General features: G+C 34.0%; 26 protein-coding genes. 20 read left to right on the top strand and 6 right to left on the bottom strand.

The window, feature by feature from the left end:
* From ERK18_RS08750 to ERK18_RS08795, 10 genes are all read left to right on the top strand, one after another.
* Nucleotides 1-342 (top strand): DUF1831 domain-containing protein, encoded by a 342-nt coding sequence (locus ERK18_RS08750; protein WP_187155137.1) that lies wholly within the window; start codon nucleotides 1-3, stop codon nucleotides 340-342.
* A 5-nt stretch (nucleotides 343-347) separates the two neighbouring features.
* Nucleotides 348-1,472 carry a tRNA 2-thiouridine(34) synthase MnmA gene (gene mnmA / locus ERK18_RS08755; protein WP_222710139.1) on the top strand — a complete coding sequence of 375 codons (1,125 nt, stop codon included), beginning with the start codon at nucleotides 348-350 and terminating at the stop codon, nucleotides 1,470-1,472.
* A 120-nt stretch (nucleotides 1,473-1,592) separates the two neighbouring features.
* The gene (locus ERK18_RS08760) at nucleotides 1,593-2,249 is read left to right on the top strand and encodes a histidine phosphatase family protein (protein ID WP_187155138.1); all 657 of its coding nucleotides are present in this window, start codon (nucleotides 1,593-1,595) and stop codon (nucleotides 2,247-2,249) included.
* The gene (locus ERK18_RS08765; protein ID WP_187155139.1) at nucleotides 2,246-2,893 is read left to right on the top strand and encodes a tetratricopeptide repeat protein; all 648 of its coding nucleotides are present in this window, start codon (nucleotides 2,246-2,248) and stop codon (nucleotides 2,891-2,893) included. The genes ERK18_RS08760 and ERK18_RS08765 overlap by 4 nt, the downstream gene beginning before the upstream one ends.
* Nucleotides 2,886-5,264, top strand: a complete 2,379-nt coding sequence (recD2, locus tag ERK18_RS08770) for an SF1B family DNA helicase RecD2 (protein ID WP_187155140.1) — start codon at nucleotides 2,886-2,888, stop codon at nucleotides 5,262-5,264. Before ERK18_RS08765 ends, recD2 begins: the two co-directional genes overlap by 8 nt.
* A 16-nt stretch (nucleotides 5,265-5,280) precedes the next feature.
* Complete coding sequence (locus tag ERK18_RS08775) at nucleotides 5,281-5,673, top strand: DUF1828 domain-containing protein (protein ID WP_045928012.1); 393 nt, start codon at nucleotides 5,281-5,283, stop codon at nucleotides 5,671-5,673.
* Between the two features lie 92 nt (nucleotides 5,674-5,765).
* Complete coding sequence (locus tag ERK18_RS08780; protein ID WP_187155141.1) at nucleotides 5,766-6,473, top strand: ATP-binding cassette domain-containing protein; 708 nt, start codon at nucleotides 5,766-5,768, stop codon at nucleotides 6,471-6,473.
* A gap of 14 nt (nucleotides 6,474-6,487) precedes the next feature.
* Complete coding sequence (locus ERK18_RS08785) at nucleotides 6,488-7,279, top strand: ABC transporter permease (protein WP_187155142.1); 792 nt, start codon at nucleotides 6,488-6,490, stop codon at nucleotides 7,277-7,279.
* Between the two features lie 35 nt (nucleotides 7,280-7,314).
* Complete coding sequence (locus tag ERK18_RS08790; RefSeq protein ID WP_187155143.1) at nucleotides 7,315-8,982, top strand: hypothetical protein; 1,668 nt, start codon at nucleotides 7,315-7,317, stop codon at nucleotides 8,980-8,982.
* A gap of 84 nt (nucleotides 8,983-9,066) precedes the next feature.
* Nucleotides 9,067-9,540 (top strand): GNAT family N-acetyltransferase, encoded by a 474-nt coding sequence (locus ERK18_RS08795; protein ID WP_187155144.1) that lies wholly within the window; start codon nucleotides 9,067-9,069, stop codon nucleotides 9,538-9,540.
* A 122-nt stretch (nucleotides 9,541-9,662) separates the two neighbouring features.
* On the opposite strand, the gene ERK18_RS08800 is transcribed toward ERK18_RS08795, so the two are convergent.
* The 5 genes from ERK18_RS08800 to def form a co-directional block, all read right to left on the bottom strand.
* Nucleotides 9,663-11,432, bottom strand: a complete 1,770-nt coding sequence (locus ERK18_RS08800; protein WP_187155145.1) for an oligopeptide ABC transporter substrate-binding protein — start codon at nucleotides 11,430-11,432, stop codon at nucleotides 9,663-9,665.
* Between the two features lie 171 nt (nucleotides 11,433-11,603).
* On the bottom strand, nucleotides 11,604-12,554 hold the full coding sequence (locus ERK18_RS08805) for a diacylglycerol/lipid kinase family protein (protein ID WP_187155146.1): 951 nt from the start codon (nucleotides 12,552-12,554) through the stop codon (nucleotides 11,604-11,606).
* Between the two features lie 46 nt (nucleotides 12,555-12,600).
* On the bottom strand, nucleotides 12,601-14,280 hold the full coding sequence (gene rnjA, locus ERK18_RS08810) for a ribonuclease J1 (protein ID WP_187155147.1): 1,680 nt from the start codon (nucleotides 14,278-14,280) through the stop codon (nucleotides 12,601-12,603).
* 5 nt (nucleotides 14,281-14,285) lie between these two features.
* Nucleotides 14,286-14,510: a DNA-dependent RNA polymerase subunit epsilon gene (locus ERK18_RS08815; protein ID WP_034979341.1), complete on the bottom strand. Its 225-nt coding sequence runs from the start codon at nucleotides 14,508-14,510 to the stop codon at nucleotides 14,286-14,288.
* 168 nt (nucleotides 14,511-14,678) lie between these two features.
* On the bottom strand, nucleotides 14,679-15,233 hold the full coding sequence (gene def / locus ERK18_RS08820) for a peptide deformylase (protein ID WP_187155148.1): 555 nt from the start codon (nucleotides 15,231-15,233) through the stop codon (nucleotides 14,679-14,681).
* 254 nt (nucleotides 15,234-15,487) lie between these two features.
* Between def and typA the strand changes: the two genes are divergently transcribed.
* The 9 genes from typA (at nucleotide 15,488) to holA (ending at nucleotide 25,062) form a co-directional block, all read left to right on the top strand.
* Complete coding sequence (gene typA, locus ERK18_RS08825; RefSeq protein ID WP_046332039.1) at nucleotides 15,488-17,329, top strand: translational GTPase TypA; 1,842 nt, start codon at nucleotides 15,488-15,490, stop codon at nucleotides 17,327-17,329.
* A gap of 101 nt (nucleotides 17,330-17,430) precedes the next feature.
* Entirely contained in the window at nucleotides 17,431-18,618 is a 1,188-nt protein-coding gene (locus tag ERK18_RS08830) for an FtsW/RodA/SpoVE family cell cycle protein (RefSeq protein ID WP_122052342.1), read from the top strand.
* Nucleotides 18,608-18,949: a DUF2129 domain-containing protein gene (locus ERK18_RS08835; protein ID WP_187155149.1), complete on the top strand. Its 342-nt coding sequence runs from the start codon at nucleotides 18,608-18,610 to the stop codon at nucleotides 18,947-18,949. Before ERK18_RS08830 ends, ERK18_RS08835 begins: the two co-directional genes overlap by 11 nt.
* Nucleotides 18,946-19,497, top strand: coding sequence for a 16S rRNA (guanine(966)-N(2))-methyltransferase RsmD (gene rsmD, locus ERK18_RS08840; RefSeq protein ID WP_187155150.1), 552 nt, complete (start codon nucleotides 18,946-18,948; stop codon nucleotides 19,495-19,497). Before ERK18_RS08835 ends, rsmD begins: the two co-directional genes overlap by 4 nt.
* On the top strand, nucleotides 19,497-19,991 hold the full coding sequence (gene coaD / locus ERK18_RS08845; protein ID WP_045928024.1) for a pantetheine-phosphate adenylyltransferase: 495 nt from the start codon (nucleotides 19,497-19,499) through the stop codon (nucleotides 19,989-19,991). Before rsmD ends, coaD begins: the two co-directional genes overlap by 1 nt.
* Entirely contained in the window at nucleotides 19,984-21,030 is a 1,047-nt protein-coding gene (locus ERK18_RS08850) for a SepM family pheromone-processing serine protease (RefSeq protein ID WP_187155151.1), read from the top strand. Before coaD ends, ERK18_RS08850 begins: the two co-directional genes overlap by 8 nt.
* Nucleotides 21,031-21,096: 66 nt before the next feature.
* Nucleotides 21,097-21,822: a ComEA family DNA-binding protein gene (locus ERK18_RS08855; RefSeq protein ID WP_187155152.1), complete on the top strand. Its 726-nt coding sequence runs from the start codon at nucleotides 21,097-21,099 to the stop codon at nucleotides 21,820-21,822.
* Nucleotides 21,791-24,079 (top strand): DNA internalization-related competence protein ComEC/Rec2, encoded by a 2,289-nt coding sequence (locus ERK18_RS08860; protein ID WP_187155153.1) that lies wholly within the window; start codon nucleotides 21,791-21,793, stop codon nucleotides 24,077-24,079. The genes ERK18_RS08855 and ERK18_RS08860 overlap by 32 nt, the downstream gene beginning before the upstream one ends.
* On the top strand, nucleotides 24,076-25,062 hold the full coding sequence (gene holA / locus ERK18_RS08865) for a DNA polymerase III subunit delta (RefSeq protein WP_187155154.1): 987 nt from the start codon (nucleotides 24,076-24,078) through the stop codon (nucleotides 25,060-25,062). Before ERK18_RS08860 ends, holA begins: the two co-directional genes overlap by 4 nt.
* 69 nt (nucleotides 25,063-25,131) lie before the next feature.
* Here the strand turns inward: holA and rpsT are convergent, their stop codons facing one another.
* A complete protein-coding gene (gene rpsT / locus ERK18_RS08870; protein WP_034979307.1) occupies nucleotides 25,132-25,383 on the bottom strand; it encodes a 30S ribosomal protein S20 in 252 nt (83 codons plus the stop codon).
* A gap of 200 nt (nucleotides 25,384-25,583) precedes the next feature.
* Here rpsT and rpsO point away from each other — a divergent pair, with 200 nt between their 5' ends.
* Entirely contained in the window at nucleotides 25,584-25,853 is a 270-nt protein-coding gene (gene rpsO / locus ERK18_RS08875) for a 30S ribosomal protein S15 (RefSeq protein WP_046332048.1), read from the top strand.
* The last annotated feature ends 182 nt before the right edge of the window (nucleotides 25,854-26,035 follow it).

A 26,035-nucleotide genomic window follows, 5' to 3' on the forward strand; every position in this document is an offset into this window, starting at 1 on the left:
ATGGCAAATACAGTTATTATTAATGGTGATAAACGCAAATATACCCTTAGTCCAAATCTTAAGTTATATGCATTAATTGATGCTGGTTTTGTTAAAACCGTTAAGGGTAATTTTAATTATGAGCATCCACTTTATAATGATTCGCCGTATAATGCGCCAACTAAATTGAAGATGACCATAAATAAAGAAATGACTCATCTGACCATGGTAGTCACTGACAAAAATGGTTTGCAAAAGGTTAACATCTTTAAGAATGAGAAATTAGCTCCCACTGTTGAACTTTTAGATTATATATTGAAAGATTTAGAAGAGCGCAATATTATTGTTGCTGTGAAGGATTGATTAATTTGGTAAAGAAAAAAACCAGAGTTGTTGTTGGTATGAGTGGCGGAGTAGACTCTTCCGTTTCAGCACTTCTTTTAAAAGAGCAAGGATACGATGTAATTGGTGTCTTTATGAAAAATTGGGATGACACTGATGATTCCGGTGTCTGCACGGCTACTGACGATTACGAAGATGTAAAACGGGTAGCTGATCAAATCGGAATTCCTTATTATTCAATCAATTTTGAAAAAGAATATTGGCATCGCGTTTTTGAATATTTTTTAAACGAATATAAAAAAGGTCGCACGCCAAACCCCGATGTAATGTGCAACAGTCAGATTAAGTTCAAATCATTTTTAGAGTTTGCACTTAATCTTGATGCGGATTATATTGCAATGGGTCATTATGCAAAAACCATCACTGATAAAAATGGTATCACTCATATGATGCGTCCTAAAGATGGCAATAAGGATCAAACGTACTTTTTAAGTCAGCTAAACCAAAATCAGATAAGTCGCGTTATTTTTCCGTTAGCTAATTTAACCAAGCCACAAGTGCGCAAAATTGCGCTTAAAAATAACTTGGCTACTGCCAAAAAGAAAGATTCTACCGGTATTTGTTTTATTGGTGAAAGAAATTTTCGTAAATTTTTGAGTGAATTTTTGCCTGCCCAGTCTGGAGACATGGTCACGCCAGATGGGAAAGTAGTCGGTCATCATGCAGGTTTAATGTACTATACAATTGGTCAAAGATCTGGATTAGGACTTGGTTCAACAAAAGAATCAACTGCCCCGTGGTTTGTGGTCGGTAAGAATTTACAGAAAAATCAGCTAATAGTTCAGCAAGGTTATGATAGCAAATTGCTTTATGCCACTGAATTGGAGGCTAGTGATATGTCCTTCTTTACCGGCCAGCCCGATCACGATTTTAAGATTCATTGCAGCGCCAAGTTTCGTTATCGTCAGCCTGATGTTGGCGTGACAGTATCCTATGATGCTGCAAAAAATAAGGCGAAAGTTTACTTTGATGAGCCAGCACGTGCTGTTACCCCTGGGCAAGCTCTTGTTCTTTATCAGGGTGAGGAGTGTCTAGGCGGCGGCAACATTGATTGTGCCTATCAAAATGATCGTCAACTTCAATTAGTTTAATGAAAACTTGAAAGGAAAATGTTTTTGTGCATTTTCTTTTTTTATTTGTCTTCGTTTTTTCTTTTAAACTATTAAATGATAAACTAGAAAATAACAGTTACAGAAAAGAGTAATTAATGAATGCAGATTTATTTTGTCAGACATGGTAAAACAGAGTGGAATTTACAGAAACGCTTTCAAGGAGCTCACGGTGATTCGCCGCTTTTAAAGCAAAGCTTAACTGATATTCAAAAATTAAGCAGTTTTTTAGGTAATACTAAATTTGCTGGCATTTATTCAAGTCCACTAAAAAGGGCCAGGACGACGGCAGAAAGACTCGCTAAAGAAATGGGTTATCCATTTTCCATCAAGATAGATGAACGTTTGCGAGAATTTGATTTGGGGAAAATGGAAGGTCTTACTTTTACTGAAGCGAAAGCCAGATATCCTGAGCAAGTAACTGACATTTGGGATAAACCTGATAAATACGATGGCCACAGCATCGGAGGTGAAAATTATCCTGAGGTAATTGCACGTGGAAAAAACTTTGGTCGAGACGTTGGCTTACAATTTAAACCAGACGATAAAGTTTTAGTAGTGAGCCATGGAGCAGCTCTGGGAGCGATTATGGGAGGATTATTAGGTTATACCTTACCGGATATCCGCCACAATGGAGGTTTAAGCAATACCAGCCTTACTATTTTGGAAACAAAAGATAAAGGCAAGACATTTAAAGCTTTAATGTGGAATGAGACGAAATTTTTGGATAGGAAAATGGAAGACTCGGATTCATTATGATAAAGAAAAGGAAAAAGACTGCTAAAACGAGTGCAGTCAACAAAAAGGTACACGAATTAATAACAAAAATTGATGGACAGCCACATAATAGTGAAAACTATTTAGAATTAGCAACCTATTTAATAGAGCAGGGTAGCAGTGACCAAGCCACCGAACTATTAGAAAAAGCAAAAAAGCTAGTTGCTCATCCGCAGGATTTAGATTATGATCTGGCAGTTTGTTATTATTTACAGGGTAAATTTGATACAGCATTAAATATACTGAATCAAATTCCTAATGATGATTTAGTTTTATACCAAAAAGCACTTGTTTTTTACAAAATTGGTCAAAGTCAAAAAGCATTGGCATACGCTCTAACAATTAAGAATTTTGATGCTAAAGTCTTGGAATTAATAGGGGATATTTGGCTAAGCCTTGGTAAAACCGAAGAAGCTGAGTCAACTTATAAAAAAATAGCTACTGAAAAAAGGTCAGCCAAAATCAATTTCATGCTGGGTATCACAATTTTAACTAGAAGTCGTCAAGAGGCTGAAAAATATCTGGCAAAGTCAAAAAAACAAGATCCTAAAATTTTTGCACAAGAACAAAAAAAATATTCTTCGTTACTAAAATTAGTGAATGATGCGAGAAAGAAAAATGACTGAATTTACTGGGAAAATCAACCGAATAGTTTTTGAAAACGATCAAGACCTTTATAAAATACTTGATGTTGCCATAATCGGAAAGTTAGAAAAATATGATCGTGAAGATATTAAAGTGACCGGCAGTTTTGGTGACGTCCAAGTTGGTGCAACTTATACTTTTTCAGGAAGGTTAATTGTGCATAATAAATTTGGCCTGCAATTTCGCTGCAATAATTATAAATTGGCTTTACCTCATGAAAAGGGGAGTCTAATTAATTTTTTAAGTTCCAGTAAGTTTCCCGGGATTGGCAAAAAAGCAGCTGATAGCATAATTTCAGATTTGGGAATGGATGCGCTAACAGTATTAAAGGAAAAGCCTGAAAAGGTTGGAACTTTGTCTATTTCGAAAAAGCAAAAAGAAAGTTTGTTAAACGGTGTCAGTTCAATGGATTCGTATTCTGAAACTGTCTTAAAGCTGGCTCAATTTGGCTTGAATAAAAAAGTAGCAAGCAGACTGTATCAACTTTATCATGGCGAAACTTTAGCTAAACTTGAAGAGGATCCGTATGCTTCTATTGCTGTAGTTACAGGTTATGCTTTTAAGAGTGCTGATCGAATTGGCAGTAAATTAGGAATTAGTTCAGATGATCCCAAAAGAGTTAATGGTGCTGTTTTTCAAATTTTACTTGATGAAGTTGCTAAAGAAGGCAATACATACGTTAAACTTGAGCAGCTGCTGCAAGAGGCAGGTAAACTACTTCAAATTAATGAGTATGACACCATAGCAACTTGTGTTAATAATCTCCAACATCAAGGTAAAGTTGTAGTAATGGGAGAAAACGCTGCATTACAGGAAATTTATGAAACTGAAACTGATATTGCCAACGCAATGAAAAATCTAGTTGAAAAAAAGCAAAAGAGTTCAAGTTACGGTGAAAAAGATTTAAACCTTGCAATAGCTAACGCTGAAACTAAGCTGAAAATTCACTATGATAATACTCAAAAGGCAGCGATTAAAAACGCACTAACTAATCCAATTTCAATTTTAACTGGTGGTCCAGGAACTGGTAAAACTACTATCATAAACGGTATTTTATTAGCATTGAAAGAGCTGGCAGAAATACCATCATCGTCTCTTTATAGCACAGACCCGCCATTTTTACTTGCTGCACCCACTGGTCGTGCAGCCAAGAGAATGGAAGAAATTACTGGGATTACAGCTAAAACTATCCATCGTTTGCTAGGTTTAGGGATTGGTGAAAATGATGCAACTGATCTGAATGAATTAAATGGTGAAATTTTAATTATTGATGAAATGTCGATGGTAGATATGTTTTTGTTTAGGCAACTGGTTTCCAGCATTAACGAAACTAAGCACATTGTTTTTGTTGGTGATAAGGATCAACTGCCATCAGTTGGTGCAGGAAACGTTTTTGCTGATTTAATCAAATCACAGGCCTTCCCTACTACCGTTCTTAAGCAAATTCACCGTCAAGGAGATGATTCCAGCATTATTACGTTGGCTCATGACATTAATGAAGGAAAGAATCCCCAGGAATTATTTAAAAAGACCAAAAACTACTCATTTATTTCATGTCCACCGCATGAAGTCTCGCATGTTGTTAGTCAAATAGTTCAGCGAGCTTTAGCAAAGGGTTTTGATCCTGATGATGTTCAGGTACTAGGAGCAATGTACCAAGGTGATGGCGGGGTTAACAATTTGAATAATGTTATTCAAGAAATTATTAATCCTTCAAAGCAAAACAGTAAAACACTGGAAGTACACGATGAAATTTTTCGCATTGGTGACCGCATTTTGCAATTACAAAATAATCCGGAAAAAGACATTTATAATGGCCAAATCGGTAAAATCCTCGCAATTGATAATGATAATTCTCAAAAATGCATGGTGGCTGATTTTGATGACAGAGAAATAACCTTTAGTAAAAAAGATCTGTTTGATTTAACCAGAGCATACGCAATTACCATTCACAAAGCTCAAGGCTCTGAATTCCCGTTAGTTATTTTGAGTTTGACTATGCAAAACTATGTCATGCTTAAACGTAACTTATTGTACACTGCTGTTACTCGTGCAGAGAAAAATTTGGTTTTAATTGGCGATCCCCGCGCTTATGAATTGGCTTTTAATACTTCTGGTAATGACCGTCAGACAGGATTAACTGTTAAACTGCAAAAAATATTAAATGTGCAAGGTAAATCTGTTCAAGAAAAAGATTCAGGTAAAAATAAAAATGAACAAGAAGAAGCAAATTCTGATGTGTTTGAAAATCTAACTCAGGATCATATATTAACACCGGAGTTGATTTATTCGGGTCGAATTGATCCTATGATTGGGATGCAAAACACTAAATTAGAAGCAAGAACAAAATGAGGGACTTTTTAAAACGATGACAAAGATAAAAAAAGAAGGTTTTATAAACTTACGAAAAGAACTTGCGGAATGGGTTGCCACTAACACTCATATTTTAAATTTTGGTCCAGACACATTTGAAATTGAAACTATTTTTAAAGATTCATTTGGCGAATCGGTGTATTGCTTTGTCGAGAAAATTGAGTTTGATAAATATAACGTTACAGATGATGGTCGTATACTTTTTAAGTTAGATCCCAGCGCAAGTGACGAAGAATTGATAGCTGCCAGCGAGGATTTAATCATAGCCAGTGGCTTTTCTTTTAATGTTGAAAATGGAGTGATCAGCTGTGAATGTAATGAACAAACTTTGGCTGAAAACATTATGCAATTAGGACAATTAGAAGTAAACGTTTCATATCTTAATTAAAAAGCTATCACTAAATACTATTTTTTATTGCTAATTTTAAAAAATAATGATTAAATTATTGGTATCATTTTAAGCAAAAGGAAGAAAAACCTATGGCAATTATTTTTGATAAGGTAAAGAAAAACTACGGTAAGAAGCCTGTATTTTATAACCTAAATTTTAAAATTCCTTTAGAACCAACAGTAATTGGTTTGGTCGGACCTAACGGTGTAGGCAAATCAACCATGTTAAGGTTGCTTGCGGGGGTATTGGAACCAACCGAAGGATTGATCAAAAATGACCAGGCTAACGAACCATATGTTAAGTGGTCCAGTTTGCATACCACTTTCGTTGCTTCAGGTGAAAGAGGCCTCATGTACAGACTAAATACTATTGAAAACGGGATGTATTTTTCTTCGCTTAAAGGAATTAATATTAAAAAAACAGAAAACAATATTCGAAAAATGGCTGAGGACTTCAATTTTTCAAGTGAACTTAATACTTACTTTCAAAATTTGTCTACTGGCTTGAAGAAAAAGGCTGCTATCTTAGTGGGAGCTGCAATGGAAACAGAAGTTTTACTCTTGGACGAGCCCTCAAACGGACTTGACATAGCGGCTCAAGAAGATTTAGCATCATTTATCCTGGATTTAAAAAATAAATACGGGAATACTATATTCATTTCATCGCATGACACTCAAATGCTTTCTGGAGTTGTTGATCATTATCTTTTTTTAAGGGATGGCCAAATAGAGAAAAATGTTGAACATAAAATGGCTGAAAATGACCTAATTTCTGAATACCATGAAATTTATAAGTAAAGGTAGGAAGCAAAATGAAAAAAGTTAAAGAGCTATTTAATATTTTCTGGGTACAATTATATTTACAGCTAAAACTGCAAGCTCGCTATGTTAATTCAACTGTTAGTTCACTAGTTTTATATGCTGGCGCTTTCTTGATTGTTGTCTTTTTCACTAATCCTGCACAACTGGGTCAGGCGTATGGTACAAAACATGGAGTCTTATTTACTATTATTGGTTTCTTGTTTTGGAGTATTGGTATCTCTTCATTAGGTGAATGTAGTAATGCGGTAGAGACTGATGAGCAAACCGGTCTGCTCGAAAGTGAGACTCAGTCTATCTTTCCCTTGTGGGTTCTATACTTTATTCAAACGTTGGCAGAAAATTTGTTTGTCTGGACCTATCTTTTAATCATAGGCTTTGTAGCCTCATTTTTTTCAATATTCACAGTAGTTGAACTATTAAAGGCTTTATTGTTAACCTTTGTCTTTTCCTTAATTTCCAATTTAGGAATGTTTGGTATCGGAATGATTTTTGCTTCTGGTTCTATTAGATTTAAAAGAATGGGCCAGTGGGCTACTATATTGCAGGCTTTATTGCTCATGTTGTCTAATGTTTATTTACCAGTATATAATGCTTTTCAGGAGGTCATTCCCTATGTCGGTGGCATCGAAATAGTGCGGCAAATATTTTTGGGCCATGGCGTTTCATTGTCAAAGCTGATAATATTGATAGTAGTAAATGTTGTTTGGTTCTTAGCTGGTATTTTAATTTTCAATTATTGCATTAAGAAAGAGCGCAAAAACGGCTCGTTTGATGCTTTTTAATTTTAAAATAGATTTTGATGAAAGTGCAATTTTTATTGGATTTAGTTAAATTATTTAAACAACATAATATATCTTTTTCTCTAATATTAAATGAAGAAGATGATTTGATAACTACTCACGAATTGCGAGTTCTAATTGAACATTTAGACTTTTTTGAACAGTTATTTAGAAATTATCATTTAATATCTATTAAAACTAATGATGATTTTTTGATGTTTATGTTGAGTAAAAAATTAATTGCAATGGGGGAATATTTGCATGTCGTTAAATCATCAGATAGTAGAGATAAAATTTCAAAATTAATTAAAGAAATAAAGAGGTTAAATTTAAAACAGTACATAGGTCAATCGGTAAAGTATATCAATAAAAATTTTGAAAATCTTCTAAGCAAAAATAAGGAAAATCTTTTTGAAGAGAAAAAAGTTGTATTAGATTCAATTAAAAAAAATCAAAATTCAATTAGTGATGAAGTATTTAGATTTTTATGCAAAAATTATTCAGATTATTTGATTTATGAATTTGATTCTTTTAAGAAGCATTTTAAAAAGAAACCTGATCAATTTGAACTTTTATTTAATAAAGTTCCGTATTTAGAATTAGGAGGCTATAGATTAAATTTAATTCTTAATATTTTTCTTAAAATGAAAGATAATAAAGAACTAAAAAAAATTGTAAATGAATCGATTGACAGTATTTATAATTCTTTAATTCAAAAACTTAGATTTGACAGAAATAACGTTTCTATAAATTTTTTAATGAGAAAATTAGATATTGTTAATGCTTTATCTTTGTATTTTAAAAAAACTAAAGACAAACGTTATAATAAATTAAAAGAATTTCCAAATCTGTTACAAAAAGAGATTAACAAAGACATAGAAAAAAACGGAGTTGAATTCAAAACTGATATACCTTTATCGGATATTTTAGAACGTTTTAATAAATCAATTCCTAAAAGTCTTAGATTAATTTTTTTAACACATAAACTTAGTCATGATGGTTGTTTCCACAGTAATTTTGATTTAGAGCCAGAAAATGAAAAAAAGAGCTTTTTGGACATCATTCATACTAATGTAGCTACGGATAAATATTATACTTTTTCAAGACAACAAAATTTAAATATTATTATTACTTTAGGTGGAGGATTATTATTTTGCTTTGTTAAAGATTATAATATATTCAAAGAGTTAAAAACAGATATTGAAAAGGTATTTAAATATATCGATTCGGAAAATGAAATTGAAAAAGATGTTTTTGAGAAGGGTTCATTGTTAATCGCTGCTTTAAAAAATATTTTACCAGTGATAAAAACTGAGGAAGATAATAAAAGTTTTATTGTAATGTCTCAATGTTATAATATTGAGATGTTGTGTTGTTCATTAATAGAAAAATTATTAAGACTAGTTTATATAGATCACAATCAAAGTGTGATCTATATACCTGAAGATAAAACTACTTTAGGAATTCTATTGGAAACGAATAACTCTTCTAATTTTTCTTGTTTTGGGAAAAATCACCTTAAAAGCTTAGCTTTTTTTCTATTGAAATCTGGAGAGAAACGAATAGGATATAACTATAGGAATCGATTAGCACATCTCACAAAAATTGATTGTAATATTCTTTCTCCTGTAATAGCTATGCAAATGTTATACTTGTTTATAGATGTTTTGAATTCAACTTATTTTTATTTTGCAAAAAAGAAGTAATATAAAGAAAGGTGATATTTTATTTTAACGTTCAAAAATGTTAAATGGGGGACAAAGAGATATTTTAAAGTAAAAAAATTATATATGAGTGCATTTCCCAAAAATGAACGATTTCCATTTGTCGGGTTGCTGGCGATGGCTTTGCAAAAAAGAGTTAATTTGCAAGCAGTCTATGACCATGATAATTTTATTGGGTTAATTTTTTGGACATATGCCGAAAAGATTATTTATATTGGTTATTTGGCTGTTGACCCAGTTTGGCGTGGAAAGGGCTATGGCAGTCAAATTCTAAATTCGATGAAACAACGTTATTCTGAAAAAGAAATAGTTTTAGATATTGAGCCAGTTATTAAAACAGCAAAGAATTATTCTCAAAGACTTAACCGGTTATCATTTTACAAGCGCAATGGCTTTAGACTAACTAAAAGTAATTTGGTCGATGAGGGTGGACATTACTCGATACTAAGTTCTGATGGAAGCTTTAAAAAAAGCAATTTAAGTCAATTACTGGAGCAAATGAGTTTCAATTGCTATAAGTTTAAAATTGTTTCCAGATAATTAAACAAATAGTTATTTTGACCAAAATTATACGTTTATTTTTCTGTATACCTTAGCTTGTTAATATTTTAAAAATTAAAAGGATAATCAATAACTTGAGCTATTGATTATCCTTTTTAAATTTATTTAATGTATCCGACTTTATACCATAGGACATGCCCATTATTATTTTCAGATGGTTTAAGGGAATAACCTGAAATGTGGTCGTTGATTGCTCTAATTTTGTATGAGTTAACTGTTGGAATCATATAAGCTTTATCAAAAATATACTGTTGCCAGTCATGAAAGACTTTAACACGGTATTTATGATCAAAAGCTTTTTGTGAATCCATTTCCTTAAGCAGTTTAGTATTTTCTGGTGTCACGAAACGATCATAGTTTGCTGCGGTGCTGTCACCATACATTCCATCCTGTGATGGTTCAGTAGACATATACCAACCAGTTTCAAACATATCAACCTGAGGGTCATCTTTGTTAAGTTTGTCGTAAAATGAATTTGTTTCCGTCAATCGACCATTCAATAAATTAACATTTAGTCCTATTTTATGCCATTGCTGGATATAATTTTGTATAATTGGACCTTGCGTTGGATCACCAGCTTTGGCCATAAATGTAATCTTTAAAGGTTTGCCATTAGGTTGTACACGCCATTTACCTTTTTTCTTATATCCGGCTTTACCAAGAATAGCGTTGGCCTTTTTTAAATTATAATCATAACCCTTAATATTTTTATTGAAATAGTCTCCAAATTGGGGTGGAATTAGGGTGGTTATATGAAAAGTTAGTCCATGAGTATAATGTTTAGTGACCTCATCAACATTCATCGCATAACCAATTGCTCTGCGTAAAGACGTATTGTTCATTTTGCTATTGTGATTCATAATGCTCTTATTGTGTTTGGCATCCCATTTACCTAATTTAAAGCCAATGAACCAATATGAAAGAGGGACTTCTGCTATAAACTTAACTTTTTTAGTATGTTTTACTTCATCCCATTGGGAATTCACAACATTGATGACGTCGAATTTATGACTCTTTATTGATTGCGATGATGAGTTAGGAGAAATCACCTGATAAATAATTCTATCTAGCTTGGGTTTACCACGCCAATAATATTTGTTTGGCACCCAAACAGCTGATTGTCCACGAACTAATTTTTCTAACTTATAGGCTCCGAAATACAAAGGCTTTTTCCTAATCTTATTAGATGACTGTAATTTGTTAAAAGGGACATCTTTTAAGTAATGATAAGGAGCTGTATATTCTGAAAAATATCCATTTCCACTATTGTACATACCTGGTTTTAATTGTTTAAAGTGCAAAATGACTTTTCTGCCATTTTCACCATCAGGCATTTCAATGCCTGAAATAGACTTAGCTTTTCCTTCATGGTATTCTTTTAAGCCTTTAATAAGTTCAAACTGGCTGGAATACCTTTGTGAATCAGTACCTTTATTGGATAATATTTCATACGGGTATTCCACATCCTTGGCCGTGACCTGTCGACCATCTGACCATCTAACTCCTTTTTTAACTACAATTGTAATTGTCTTATTTTTATTATTAATCTTTAGGGTTGCAGGCCCTTTATTAGTGAAACGGTAATTATCATCTGTATCGAATAAGGATTCCGAACCAGGAGAGGAGAGGTCAGCATCTGTAGCAGTTACTTGTAATTGATCAGAAAAGATACCTGTGAATGGTGTATCAGTCTGTAATGCTACTCTCACAGTACCGCCTTGTTTCGTTGGTTTTGAAGGCATTTTTGCAGGAAATTTGCTTGCTTCTTTTGCGCTATTTTCTTGATTATTGCCGCTTTTACCGCAGGCCGTGAGGGTTAGAGCTGTAGCCGCCAAAATACCAATAGAGCTTAAAACATTGCTTTTTTTCATGATTCTTCATCCCTTATGAGTACTAGTTTATGATGATTTAACACATCAAATAATACCACATTAAAGATACATTTTAAATATAATAAATAAAAATTAATTTTTTAATATAATTTCGATAAAAAAAGGAGCTAAGCAGTTAAAGCATAGCTCCTTTAATTTATTAACAATTTTTTAACGCAATAAGTTAAAACTTGAAATAGAAAACTCAATATTAAAAGAATTTCTTTTTATTTCTTCGCCATCAACTTGAGCGAATTCTTTTTTTGTAGTAGTGACTTTAATCTTTTCGGCTTCAAAATAGTGAAACTGTGGATCATTAACGTGTGACCCGTCTTTAAGAAGATTAATAAATAATTTTACCAGTTTTGCCAGGCTAAATTTTTCTACTACAACGGTATCAATTTTGTGATTGTCTATTTTAGCACTGGGTAGAAGAGGAAGACCGCCACCCAAGTATGGATGATTAGTAGTGGTAACCATAAAAGCGTCATCAAAATAAATTTTGTGACCTTCTCGTTCAATTTCAACACCAAATGTGTCCTGTTTCGTAACAGTGGCTAAAACATTATAACCGTATATTAGTTTTCCTTCATTAAGCCAGTTTAATAGTTTTTTAAGTTTAGATATATTACTATTATGGTTTACAAATGCATCAAAACCGATACCAAAACTATTTGCAAAATAATATTTTTTATCAATAGCGATATCTGGAAAAATAAAAGAACCACAATCAATTAAATCTGGTTTAAAGCCTATTTTTAAATGCTCTAAAAGAATTTTGGGATCATCAGTTAAACTAGTTGCACGAGCAAAATCATTGCCTGTTCCAGCTGGTAAGTAGGCAATAGGTGTATTCGGATAGATTGACCACTTAATACCGTTAAGAACCTCATTGAGAGATCCGTCACCGCCAATAACTAATAGGACTTCGTTTGGCAAATGTTTTTGATTACCATAATCTTGCGCTATACGAATTGCTTCTCCTGCATAATTGCTTTTTTTAAGGTCAAAATTAATATTTTCGTTAATGAGTATAGATTTTGTTTGCTCAAGAACTTTTTTAGCGTGACCATTACCAGCTACTTCATTAACTAAAAGATGTATTTTTAATTTATTATTCATATATACTATTCATTATATAAAAAAGCCCTCAAGAATGGGCTTTTGCTTATTTTTTCTCAACTAACATTGGTAAAATCATCGGTCGTCTTTTAGTTTTAGAATACAGGAAATCAGAAAGATTAGCAATAATTGCATTACGAATTACGCTGTCTTTAGGGTGATCCATTTTGTCCATTTCCGATTTTATAATATGGTAAATATGTTTCTGAGCCTGATTGATTAGTTCAGTAGATTCGCGCATATAGACAAATCCCCGACTTAAGACATCAGGCCCTGCTAAGACGTGCTTGTGCTTGTAATCGACTGTAGCGACAACGACAACAAGTCCATCTTCAGATAAAACCTGGCGATCATGAACAACTACATTACCAACATCAGCTGTGCCTGAAGTATCAACGTATACGTCACCGGCTGGAATATGACCGGCTATTCTTGAACCCTCTGGTCCAAAACAAACAACTTCACCATTTTCTAAAACGAAAGTATTATCAGCAGGGACTCCAGCTGCTTGAGCCAGTTCAGTGTGGATGACTTGCATGCGGTATTCGCCGTGAACAGGAATCATATATTTGGGTTTAGTTAAGCGAACCATCATTTTTAGTTCTTCTTGACCACCATGACCTGAAGTATGAACATTATTAATTCGGCCGTGAACAACGCTAGCGCCACCCTCCATTAATTTATTAATTAAATGGTTAACGCTCAAAGTATTTCCAGGAATTGGGTTTGATGAAAATATAACCGTGTCACCAGGCTGTAAACTAATTTGTCTGTGCGTGCCGTTAGCTATTCTTGAAAGAGCAGCTAAAGGTTCACCTTGAGATCCGGTACATAAAATCATAACTTCTTCTGCAGGAGTATGGTTTATTTCGTTAGCATCAACAATTAAGCCGTCAGGTACATTTAAGTAGCCTAGATCAATGCCGTTTTGCACACCGTTTTCCATACTACGCCCGAAAATTGCGACTTTGCGACCCGTATCTTTGGCTGCTTGGATGGCAGTTGAAACACGGTAGAGGTTAGATGCAAAAGTAGCAAAAATTATTCTTCCGTGTATTCCGGTAATAATATCGTGTAAAGATTTAGCAACGAACCGTTCGGATTTAGTAAACTGACTGACTTCAGCATTGGTTGAATCAGATAGTAAAGCTAAAACACCATCGTTGCCTAATTTTGCAATTCTCTGGAAGTTTGGAGCAGGTTGATTCATAACTGGAGTTAAATCAAATTTAAAATCGCCAGTAAAAACGACAGCACCTAGTGGTGTATGAACAGCTATACCTAATGTATCAGGAATAGAGTGAGTGGTTCTGAAAAAGGTAACCGTCAATTTCTTAAATTTTAGTACAGTATCTTCATGTTCTTCATGAAGTTCAGTAGTTCTTAAAATACCATGCTCTTCAAGCTTACCTTTAATTAAAGCTAAAGCAAATGGGGTGGCGTAAACTGGAATTTCCGGGATTTTTTCTAATAAGAAGGGGATCCCGCCAATGTGGTCTTCGTGTCCGTGACTAACAACTAGAGCTTTAATCTTTTTGCGGTTTTTAATTAAATAAGAATAATCTGAAATCACATAATTAATACCAAGAAGATCATCTTCAGGAAACTTAATACCACAATCCATAATGATGATTTCATCTTGGTATTGTACACAGTACATATTTTTGCCGATTTCGTGCAACCCCCCGATTGCAACAACAGCAACTTCATTATTTTTAATACGCACAGAGACTACTTCTTACTCTCAAAAGTGGTTAATTTAAAATCGGCATGCTCTTTTTCGTAAGTTAGCGAATTGCCAGCCAATTCTTGGATGAGTTCAATATTATAGGGGGTATTTTCCTCAACCATTGTTCTTGCGGCCACCATGTTATCGGCCTCAAGATAAAGAGTTTGGGTTGTTTCCCGTCTAGGATTGACAACCTTGTCTTTTTGATACAAAACTTTGTAGATCATATTTGTATTCTCCTTATTCAGTTAATAAAACGTTCTAATTTTGGATAACATAAAGCATCCAATAGCTAGTAAAATTCTACCATACATGCAAAAACAAGTATAGAATCAAGTTTTGCCAGCTTTATTAAAAAAACCGTCAACACAATAAATGACGGCTAAAAATCTTTTTTAATAAATTATTACTGTATCTTCATCTAATTCAAATGGGTTCTGCTTGTTAATACGGTCATAGAAAAGATGTCCCCGTAAATGCTCAATTTCATGGGATGCAACAATAGCTGGGTAGTCTTTTAAGCGAATGGTCTTTTCTTCACCGGAGACAGTATAGTAATGAATTTTTAATTTGTCAGGTCGTGGCACATAGCCATCAATTACTTTATCAACGCTCAAGCATCCTTCACCTTCGCTCAAGCAAGCTTGCTTGACCGATTCAGATAAAATTTCAGGATTAACAAAAGTTTCCTTAAAGACAATGTCACCTTTGTCATTGGGAACCAGTAATGAGGCCATTTGAACGCTTTCGCCAACCTGTGGTGCGGCCAAACCAACACCGGCACGCAATTGATGCTTTTCTGCAATTTTAGGATCTTGCGAGTTAACTAGATATTCCATCATTTCTTTAGCCAAATTTTGATAATGTTCGCTTAAAGGAAAAGTTAATGGTTTAGCTACTTTGCGCAATACTGGGTTACCGTCACGGGTAATATCTTTCATTAAAATCAATTACATTCACTCTTTCATAAAAGTTTATATTTATATTTGTAACATAAAATAAACTAATTTGTCTGCTTTTTATTCTATACTAAATTTTTAATTTGAAAAAGAGGGATAAACGTTGACCCGTAAACTGTTAGGTGGTAAAATCAATGAGCGTAAATATATAGATATGAAACACTTCGATCAGCATGTTTTTGATGTGCCGCCGAAACTGTGACCACGTCACAGTTTTTTTATTGAGGAGTGGAGGAGGAATACTTTTGTCAGAAAAAAGAAGAGACGATATTAGGAATATAGCTATCATAGCGCACGTTGACCATGGTAAAACTACTCTGGTTAACCAATTGTTGAAACAATCCGACACACTCCCTGAACATATGGCTTTGGAAGATCGTGCGATGGATTCAAATGATATTGAGCGTGAACGTGGTATAACTATTTTATCTAAAAACACTGCGGTTAAATATGGTGATACAACCATTAATATTCTGGATACTCCAGGACACGCCGATTTCGGTGGTGAAGTCGAAAGAATCATGCATATGGTCGACGGTGCTTTATTATTGGTTGATGCTTATGAAGGCACTATGCCACAAACTCGTTTCGTACTTAAAAAGGCATTAGAAGCTGGAGTTAAGCCAATTGTTGTTATCAACAAGATTGACCGTCCTGGTGCTCGTCCTAAAGAAGTTCTTGACGAAGTGCTGGAATTATTTATTGAATTAGGAGCAAACGATGAGCAGCTTGACTTCCCAGTAGTTTATGCATCTGCTTTAAATGGTACCTCCTCTTATGATCCTGATCCGTCAAAACAGGAAGAAACTATGAACCCTATTTTTGACACGATTATTAAATCAATTCCAGCACCAATTGATAATTCTGAGGAGCCTTTGCAATTCCAAATTACGATGCTCGACTGGGATGATTATGTTGGTCGTATAGGTGTTGGCCGTATTTATCGCGGGCGAGTTAAAGTTGGCGATAATATTACTGTTATGAAACGTGACGGTTCTACCCAAAACTTTAGAGTTACCAAGCTGTTCGGTTTCTTTGGCTTAAAGCGTAATGAGATTACGGAAGCTAAAGCTGGTGATATCATTGCCATTAGTGGTATTAACGATATTTTTGTCGGTGAAACTATTGCTTCAGCCGAAAATCCTGAAGCTTTGCCTCTTCTTAAGATTGATCCACCTACACTGCAAATGGATTTTGTAGCTAACGATTCACCTTTTGCTGGTCGCGAAGGTGACAAAGTTACTCCTAAAAAGTTGGAAGATCGTTTAATTAAGCAAACTAGAACCGATGTTTCTTTGAAAGTTGATCCAACCGATCAATTAAACGCTTGGACCGTTTCAGGACGTGGTGAGCTCCACCTTTCAATTTTGGTTGAAGAAATGCGGCGTGAAGGTTTTGAATTGCAATTATCAAGACCAAAAGTTATCTACCGTGAAATTGATGGTAAAATGTGTGAACCATTTGAAGCAGTTCAAGTGGATACGCCTGACGAATATGTTGGTTCTGTCATTGATTCACTTTCTCAAAGAAAAGGAGAAATGAAGAACATGGCATCTACCGGTAACAACCAAACTCGGCTTGACTTCCTAGTTCCATCTCGCGGATTAATTGGCTATAACAATGAATTTATGTCTCAAACTGGTGGCTACGGCATTATGAATCATAGTTTTGATTCATATAAACCTGTTGTTAAGAATTGGGAACCGGGTCGTCAAAATGGTGCTTTAGTTTCCATTAGCCAGGGTAAGTCAACCACATATTCTTTGCAAACTGTTGAGCAACGTGGTGAATTGTTTATTGGAGCCGGAGTTGAAGTTTATGAAGGAATGATTGTTGGTCAATCCTCTCGTGATCGTGATATCGCAGTTAATGTTATCAAAGGTAAAAACCTGACTAACACTCGTGCTGCGGGTAAGGACCATGCCGCAGCTATTAGAACTCCTAAAACTTTAACGCTTGAAGAAGCCATAGAGTTCTTAAATGATGATGAATATTGTGAGGTAACACCAGATTCAATCAGGTTAAGAAAGAAAATTCTGAACACTTCTGAGAGACAAAAAGCCGATAAGAGACGTAATAAGAAGTAAATAAATTTTTTAAGAAGGGCACTCACTGATGAAGTGGTGCTCTTTTTGTTTTATAATACTTATAATAAAGGTTAATTTATTATAGAAGGAGAGGTCGGCTTGTGCGGCAAAAACTTCACCATTTAAATTACAATATTTTCTTGCCCTATATCTTGTTAGTGGTCTTTGGAATAGTGATAGTCTATTCCGCTAGCTCGGATATTTTGCTTGTGAATGGGTTTAATCCGGCATTTTACGGTATACGCCAAGCCATGTATGCTTTTTTTGCGGTTTTTGTTTTTTGTGCTCTCTGCTTTTTTTTAAAACTTAATATTTTCAAGAGTCGGAAGTTTGTCATTTGGTTTCTCGGAATCAGCATTTTATTACTTTTTTATTTGATTTGCTTGAAAATTTTTAAAGGGTCTGCTGCTGCAGTCAATGGTTCTGTCGGTTGGATTAATTTAAAAATAATTAAGATTCAACCTCTGGAAATTGCCAAATTATCCTTGATAATTTATTTAGCTTATTTTTTAGATCGTCATGATGGTTCTTTTAATAAAGGGCAAATTATTCAAAACTTATCAAGACCAGCAATTTTAGCTTCTTTTATGATGTTTTTGGTTATCCTTGAGCCTGATTTTGGCGGTACCGCTGTTTTGGCAATGATTGTCATCGTCATGTTCTCAGTTTCTGGTGTTCCCGCTAAGAATGCAGTCTTATGTCTTATTGGTATTGCGGTCGGAGTTTACCTGCTTGTTTTCCTAATCATCAAATGGAATCCTGAATTTTTGCAAAATAAGTATCAGTATCGTCGTTTTCTTTCTTTTCTGCACCCGTTTGAACTGGAGCAAAAAGGAGGAGCACAACTGGTTAATTCATACTATGCTATCCATAATGGTGGTTTATTTGGTGTAGGTCTGGGTAATAGCATGCAAAAAAGAGGCTATCTGCCCGAGCCTTATACAGACTTTATTTTAGCAGTAATTGCAGAAGAAATCGGGGTTATCGGTGCACTGCTAGTAATTGGTCTAATTTTTTATTTAATTTGGAGTATTATGGAAGTTGGTATTCATGCAAGCTCACAATTCAATGCTTTAGTATGTTTTGGAGTAACAACAATTATTTTTACACAGACAGTTTTTAATGTGGGTGCTGTACTCGGTTTATTACCCATTACCGGGGTCACGCTGCCATTTATTTCCTATGGAGGATCGTCTTTAATAATTTTGTCAGCAGCTATCGGAATTGTGTTGAATATTTCAGCAAACGAGCGAATTAAAAATGAGGAAAGGTTTGCAAATGGGCGTTGAAGAAGATTTAGCTAATAAAAATATTATTCAAAGACAAAGTCTTATTGTTTATTTGAATTCAATTAGTGATCAATATAAATTGAGACGATATGGTGATATTGTTTATTTTTCTAAAAAATTTGCTTATTGTATTTTGTATGTCAATAAAAAAGAGATTGAACAGGTATGCCAAGATTTGAATTCACTTGATTTTGTTGAAAAAGTAGAAAAATCAAATTGGAATCAAATTGATCTCTCAAGTGATCATATTGAAAAGCAAATTGCAGAATTAGCAAAAGAAGCCGAAAAAACTTTACAAGAACGTCAGGAAGATACAGAACAACTATTATGAGAATTATTTCCGGAAAGTATGCCAAACGCAATTTATTTACTCTTAAAAGTCAAAGAACAAGACCAACAAGTGACAAGGTTAAAGAATCTCTGTTTAATTCGTTAGGTCAATTTTTTAACGGTGGAGCAGTTTTAGATTTATATGGTGGAAGTGGCGCTCTGGCAATTGAGGCTGTTTCTCGGGGATGTTGTCATGCAGTTATAGTTGACATTAATTATCAGGCCGTTAACGTTATTCGTAAAAACGTTGCTTTAACAAAGGAGCCTGAACGTTTTTCAGTATATAAAATGTCTAGTAATGCTGCTTTGAACAAATTTGCCAAGGGAAAGCAGAAATTTGATCTTGTCTTCTTAGATCCACCTTATGCTAAACAAAAAATTACGGCAGATATGGCAACAATGGTTGACCTGGAGTTGTTAAATAACGGGGCATTAGTAGTGGCTGAAACCGATGATCAAACGGCTTTAAAAACAAACAGTAGCTTTCAGCTAATTAAAGAAAAGCATCTGGGTAAAACCATCGTTCGTTTTTATCGAAAGGAACACTAATGAGTGTTGCAATATTTCCAGGAAGTTTTGACCCTATTACTAAAGGGCACGTTGATATAATTAATCAGGCTGCTGCGATATTTGATAAAGTTTACGTAGTGGTGATGGTCAATACGGCTAAAAAATATCTTTTCACAAATGAAGAAAGAGAAGACTTGATTAATGATGCTGTTAAAGATCTGAAAAATGTTCAAGTGTTGCTAAAGCCTAACCAGCTTACTGTTAACGTTGCACGCGATTTGGGCGCAAATACAATTGTGCGTGGCGTAAGAAATACCACAGATTTTTTATTTGAACAGCAGATTGCAGAAATGAATAAAAAAATGGCAAGTGACATAAGTACCGTTTTGCTTTTTACTGAGCCAGAAAATAGCTTTGTTGCGTCCAGTATTATAAAAGAAATTGCGCAGTTTAATGGTGATTTTGCTAGCTTTTTGCCGACAAAAGCAGCACAGGCTTTAAAAGAAAAAATAGGTTATAACAAACATGAATAAAGAAAAGAAAGTGAACAAGAAGTTTTCAAAAACCCGAAAATGGTTACTTATAATTCTGACTTTTTTTCTCGTTTTTATTGGCTTAAATTGGCCAACAAACTATTATATTGAAATGCCAGGCAGTGCTGTTTCAATTGGTCAATTTGTAAAAAGTGATGTTAAGCCGCCAAGTAATTTTTATTTAGTGACAGTCAGTGAAACTAGTCAGCCGGCAACAGTATGGGAATATCTTTTCAGTTTTACCCAAAAACATGCTAGTCGTATTCCAAAGAGTGAATTGCTAGGTAATTCAAATAGCAGCCAATACCAAGAATTACAGAATTGGTACATGCAAACTAGTCAACAAAATGCAATTTACTATGCGGCCAAAAAGGCGGGACTAAAACCTAAACTGCACTATAAAGGTGTTTATGTTATGCAGGTGCAAAAAGGCTCAAGTTTTAAAGGCAAATTGCAAGTCGGAGATACTGTCTTAGGTGCTGATGGCCATCAATTTCACTCGACAGAAGAAATGATCAGTTATTTTCAAAAAAAGCGGATAGGCTCTAAAACGGAAATTAATGTCTTGCGAGAACAGAAAAAAATCAATTTTAAAGGAAAAATTGTTAAGGTTGAAGGAACTGGCAAACCTGGAATAGGAATACAGTTGGTAGAGCATATACAGGTTGATACAAAACCAAAAGTTACAATTAATGCCGGTGCAATTGGGGGACCATCAGCCGGATTAATGTTCACTTTGACCAGTTATGAAGTTTTTTCAGGTAAGCACTTAGCTAAAGGTCATAAGATTGCTGGAACTGGGACAATCAGTCCATCAGGAAAAGTGGGTATGATTGGTGGCGTTGATAAAAAAGTTGTGGCTGCTGATCGTGCTGGTGCTGAAGTCTTTTTTGCACCTGTTGATACAGCGGGGATGAAAAAAAGTTCAAGTAATTATTTGCTTGCTAAAAAGACAGCCAAGCAAATTGGAACCAAGATGAAAATTGTTCCTGTGCGTACATTTGAAGATGCACTCCATTATTTACAAGAAAATTATTAATAAATATCAAAAAAGTCCAAATGTTTTTTGGGCTTTTTTGCGTACTTAAAAATAGGAGTTGAAAAAATGGATTGGGAAAGAATAAAAACATTTATTGATGAGCATAAAACGTATTTTTTTATTGGATTAGCATGTTTAATGGTTGTTTTTTGGTTTGAAGTCAAAAAATCGAATTCTAATGAAAATATTAATGATTTTAACGATGAAAATACTGAGCTTTTGCAAAGTAAAAAAGACAGTAATGACGATTTGACTGACAAAACGAATTCAGGGGAAACAAAAACAGAAAGAATTGCTGCAGCTAAGCCTAAAAGTGTCACCTGTGATATATCAGGTGCCGTTAACCATCAAGGAGTATACACACTTAAAAGTGGCGCAAGATTAAATGAGCTGATCGCTGCAGCAGGAGGTACTAAAAGCAACGCTCAGTTGAAAAGGGTTAACCGTGCTTTGATATTAGAGGACCAGGATAAAATTCATATTCCTTATAAAGGTGAAAAAATTAAAGCAGAGCAAGTAGTAGAATCAGTTTCATCTAATACCTCTAGCTCGGTTTCCGCTGAAATTAGTGATAACAAAGATGGCCAAACGACTGCCAGCAATAAAGTGAATATTAATACTGCAAATGTAGCACAATTACAGCAACTTAATGGTATTGGAGAGAAAAAAGCACAGCAAATTATTGCTTATCGTCAAAAAAACGGTCAATTTAAATCCATAGAAGAACTAAAACAAGTATCTGGAATTGGAGAAAAAACTTTTGTCGCCCTTAAAGACCAATTGGAAGTTTGATGTCCTAAAACCCGGTTTTTTTCTTGTATTAGCATTATTATTGGTTGACTTAAGTTTCTTGTACTATCAATGCAATACCCTAATGCAAAAGCTAGTCTGTCTATTAATAGCATCTTATCTTTCATATTTGCTTTTTTATAAGTTCAATTCTTTAAAATGGTTTTCTCTCGTTGTTCTTTGCGTAACTTTTTTTGTTACTTACATTGATAAAAAGCAAACTAACTTTACCATCAGACCCAGGTCAATAATAGTTTTTTATCCTGATCAAGTAGAAATTTTTGACGATTGGTTTACAGTCGATGGCCAAGCAGCAGGCGGTAAAATAAAAGTTTCTGGAAAAATAAATTCTAGCCAGATAAAACAATTGAAATTAGGTTACAAAGTTGTACTTTATAATTTAGCTGGTGATATAAATCCCATTGCACCCGCTTCTAATTATGGCCAATTTGATTTGCAAAGGTTCTATCGCTCTAAAAATATTACTCAAGAAGTCAAATTGACCAGCTATAAAGTTAAAATTGAAAAGCGTGGTCTCAGGAATTATTTACATCATTTGCGGTTCAAATTAAAAGTTTTTTTGCAAAAAATGCCCCCAATCATATCTTTTTTTAGTAGTGAACTGATATTAGGTGAGAATCCGAGTCAAAGATTTCAATCAATACTTAATAATTATCGTGATCTTGGTGTAATTCATATTCTGAGTATTTCCGGTCTGCATGTTGGTATCTATACACTGTTAATCAGTACCTGTTGTTATTTTTTTAAATTAACTCAAGAAGAGACATTTGTTTTTTGTTTAATTATTTTGCTTATAGGAATTTTTCTCAGTAATGGTCAAGTAGGCTTTATTAGAGCAACTTTGACCTATATTTTGGGTCAGCTTCTTAGTATAAATAAATTACAAATTAACAAAAGTGATTTACTTGGACTTACTGCTGTTTTGCATTTGATTTTCGATCCTCGTTTGATGATGAACACTGGTGCAATTTTGAGCTATATTTTAGCCTTGGGCTTGGAAATGACTAACCATATGACTAAATTTAAGCAGTCATTTTCTTTAAATAATCTTTTGTTGCCCTTGCTTCTATTTTATTTTTTTCAATTTAATCTACTAACCGTTTTCTTCAATTTGTTAATTGTGCCCTATTTCAATTGGGTCGTGATGCCGTTAACTTTTTTAAATTTGTTGCTCTTTAGTATTAGTCCAAAATGCAGTTTTTTAATTGAAAGAGTACTTAAGCAAGGAGAAAAAGTAATTGCACAAATTTCTAATAGTAAAATTGGTCTTTTAACATTTGGCAAAATAAACTGGTGGCAATGCCTGTTTTTATTAATTATGACGTCTATCATATTGATTCGGATAAATGAAAAGCCAAACTGTCAAAAATTAACAAAAAATTTTATAAGCTGCCTTTTATTTACATACGGACTAATTTTTTTAACAATTCATTTTCCGTTGCAGGGTCAGGTGACTTTTATTGATGTTGGTCAAGGTGACAGTATTTTTATTTCTACTCCATTTTTTAGAAAGGTTTATTTAATAGACGTCGGCGGAAAACTTAATTTTAACGGCAAAAAAATAAACCCCCAGGTTAATAAAATTACACTGCCATTTTTGAAGGCTCAAGGTATAAGCAAAATTAATGGGATATTTATTACGCATCAAGATGCAGACCATGTAGGTGATTTGAGACCACTTTTGAGTCAAATCAAAGTGAAAAAATTATTTATAGCCCAAGGATTGATTCAAAATCCTTCTTTTCAAAAAAGGATCATTGGCAAAATCAAGAAAAGCCAAATTAGACAATTGTTAGCCGGGAATAAAGTTAATGATTCTCAAATATCTTTTCAGACCGTTTATCCTTTTAAGCCAGGCATAGGTAAAAATGAAGATTCTCTTTCTCTAACATTTAAACTGGCAGGTAAAAGGTGGCTTTTTACTGGAGATTTAGGCCAAGAAGGAGAGTTGGAAATTATAAATCAATATCATTTGCATGCAGATTACTTTAAACTAGGTCATCACGGTAGTCGTACTGCTTCAAATAAAGAATTCTTAAAAGCTCTACATCCAGAGAGAGTTTTTATTTCTGCTGGTCGCAAGAATCGTTTTGGTCATCCTCACATAGAGACAATTGAAACTTTGCAGGCTCAACATATTCCGTGGGCATCGACTCAAGACTGTGGTATGATTACTTGGACTTATGGTGCTTTTACGAGGCCCAAATTTAAGAGATTTTTACCGGTGACAAAAAAATGACATTACTTTCTTTATTTAAAGGTTCTAATACGAAAGTTGCTCATACCCTGATTAGTGGCAACGATGCTTTCTTAAATGAATATCTTGCTGATTCATATATTCATGAAACAGAATTCTCCGCATATGAAAAAGTTTCTGTTGATTGCGATTCAGAAGGATTAGATGAATTAATTGCTGATCTCACTGAGTCGAGCCTTTTTAGTCAAAAAAAAATAATAACAATTAAAAATCCATTTTTTTTAACTGCCAAAGTTCCTAAAAAATTCCAAAAGCAAATTTCAAAGTTGCAGAATGTTTTTGCAAATATTGCAGAGCTGGATGATGTTTTAGTAATTATTGCCTCATATGAAAAAATTGATCGGCGCAAGAAAATAACAAAGCTTATTACCAAAAATTTCAATGTGGTGGAAACTAAAATCAGACCATTTGAATTGAGTAAAACTGTCAGAAATTTGATTTCCACGGAAGGGTATCAAATTACAAGTTCTGCTCTAAATCTTTTATTAGAACGCAGCGATCAAGTGCTAGATACTGTTTTAGGTAATTACAATAAACTAAAAATGGTTGTGAACGATAAAAAAATCACGACTGAATTGGTCGAAAAAAATGTTGATTTGTCTTTGGCGCAAAATATTTTTGCTATATTGGATTCAGCGTTAAGTAACAATTACCAGGAAGCTCTGGCAAGATTAAGTAATCAGTTGCACAACGGCAATAATCCAATACAGATTCTTGCGGTGTTTGAAAATCAGTTGGAAATGATTTTGATTGTTAAGGTACTTAGTGAGAGAGGTCGCAGTGAAGCTGAAATTGTGCAAACTTTGGGAGTACATCCTTATCGCGTTAAGTTGGCTCTTAAAAATAGATTATCACTAGGCAAAGTAGCAAAATTATTAAAACAAGCAATTAAGTTGGATTTTAATTATAAGAGCGGACAATACCAAGAAAACAATTTTTTAAAACTGTTTATTCTCAGCGTATAAATTTTGGTAAATAAAAAGACAGAAATGATTTCATTTCTGTCTTTTTAAATTATTAATTAAGCAAGATCATTATTTTGCGAGTTTTGCCAAACGGCTCTTATCACGGTTAGCTTTATTCTTATGAATAAGACCTTTAGAAGCAGCTTTATCTAATGCACGAGCAGCAGCTACGTGTAATTCGGAGGCGTTCTCAGCACCAGCAGCTTGAGCAGTCTTGAACTTTTTGACTGCAGTTCTCAACTGATTCATTTGAGCAGCATTGCGCTTTCTTGTAGCATCTTGAGTCTTAACACGCTTAATAGCTGATTTGATTTGTGGCATAAATTTCACCTCCATTGATCGTAATTCTACTTTATAGATTATACTGAAAGATAATTGTAGATGCAAGATAAATAATACTTGCTTTTTAAAAAAATTGTCTGTATTATACTATTGTTGTGAACCGTTAACGCTGTTTGCGCGCTCACACCTGACGGTTAACGTTGTTAACGGCAATTATTCTAGTGAAAGGTGAAAATAATATGGCAATTTCAAAAGCAGAAAAAGATGAAATAATTAAAAAATTTGCGACTCACGAAGGTGATACAGGTTCAACTGAGGTTCAAGTAGCCATTTTGACTACAGATATTAACAACCTGACTGAACATATGAGGAATCATTCACATGATCATCATTCTTATGTTGGTTTATTGAAGAAAATCGGTCACCGTCGTAACTTACTTCGTTATTTACAAAATAAGGATATTAATCGTTATCGTGAATTAATCAAGAAGCTAGGTTTGCGTCGTTAATTAATTGAAATGTCAAAAAAGCTGGTTCAAATTAGGTGAAGTTAACCCTCTAGATTTGAAGTGCTCCATAATAGTTAGACATTAATCTGACTATTAGGAGCACTTTTTTCATGACTAAATATTCAACTACTTTGAAAATGGAAATTTGCAGTAAATACTTATCCCACCAAACCTCTTTAGCT

The sequence above is a fragment of the Lactobacillus kimbladii genome, assembly GCF_014323605.1.
In the GTDB taxonomy this organism is placed as follows: domain Bacteria; phylum Bacillota; class Bacilli; order Lactobacillales; family Lactobacillaceae; genus Lactobacillus; species Lactobacillus kimbladii_B.

Bases quoted from the DNA above. Each gene is read 5' to 3' on its own strand.
- ERK18_RS08795 (WP_187155144.1), top strand. From the start codon at position 9,067: ATGAGTGCATTTCCCAAAAATGAACGATTTCCATTTGTCGGGTTGCTG.
- ERK18_RS08780 (WP_187155141.1), top strand. From the start codon at position 5,766: ATGGCAATTATTTTTGATAAGGTAAAGAAAAACTACGGTAAGAAGCCT.
- recD2 (WP_187155140.1), top strand. From the start codon at position 2,886: ATGACTGAATTTACTGGGAAAATCAACCGAATAGTTTTTGAAAACGAT.
- ERK18_RS08775 (WP_045928012.1), top strand. From the start codon at position 5,281: ATGACAAAGATAAAAAAAGAAGGTTTTATAAACTTACGAAAAGAACTT.
- coaD (WP_045928024.1), top strand. From the start codon at position 19,497: ATGAGTGTTGCAATATTTCCAGGAAGTTTTGACCCTATTACTAAAGGG.
- rsmD (WP_187155150.1), top strand. From the start codon at position 18,946: ATGAGAATTATTTCCGGAAAGTATGCCAAACGCAATTTATTTACTCTT.
- ERK18_RS08805 (WP_187155146.1), bottom strand. From the start codon at position 12,554: ATGAATAATAAATTAAAAATACATCTTTTAGTTAATGAAGTAGCTGGT.
- ERK18_RS08815 (WP_034979341.1), bottom strand. From the start codon at position 14,510: ATGATCTACAAAGTTTTGTATCAAAAAGACAAGGTTGTCAATCCTAGA.
- ERK18_RS08750 (WP_187155137.1), top strand. From the start codon at position 1: ATGGCAAATACAGTTATTATTAATGGTGATAAACGCAAATATACCCTT.
- ERK18_RS08855 (WP_187155152.1), top strand. From the start codon at position 21,097: ATGGATTGGGAAAGAATAAAAACATTTATTGATGAGCATAAAACGTAT.
- rpsO (WP_046332048.1), top strand. From the start codon at position 25,584: ATGGCAATTTCAAAAGCAGAAAAAGATGAAATAATTAAAAAATTTGCG.
- rpsT (WP_034979307.1), bottom strand. From the start codon at position 25,383: ATGCCACAAATCAAATCAGCTATTAAGCGTGTTAAGACTCAAGATGCT.
- ERK18_RS08835 (WP_187155149.1), top strand. From the start codon at position 18,608: ATGGGCGTTGAAGAAGATTTAGCTAATAAAAATATTATTCAAAGACAA.
- ERK18_RS08785 (WP_187155142.1), top strand. From the start codon at position 6,488: ATGAAAAAAGTTAAAGAGCTATTTAATATTTTCTGGGTACAATTATAT.
- ERK18_RS08760 (WP_187155138.1), top strand. From the start codon at position 1,593: ATGCAGATTTATTTTGTCAGACATGGTAAAACAGAGTGGAATTTACAG.
- ERK18_RS08765 (WP_187155139.1), top strand. From the start codon at position 2,246: ATGATAAAGAAAAGGAAAAAGACTGCTAAAACGAGTGCAGTCAACAAA.
- ERK18_RS08850 (WP_187155151.1), top strand. From the start codon at position 19,984: ATGAATAAAGAAAAGAAAGTGAACAAGAAGTTTTCAAAAACCCGAAAA.
- holA (WP_187155154.1), top strand. From the start codon at position 24,076: ATGACATTACTTTCTTTATTTAAAGGTTCTAATACGAAAGTTGCTCAT.
- ERK18_RS08800 (WP_187155145.1), bottom strand. From the start codon at position 11,432: ATGAAAAAAAGCAATGTTTTAAGCTCTATTGGTATTTTGGCGGCTACA.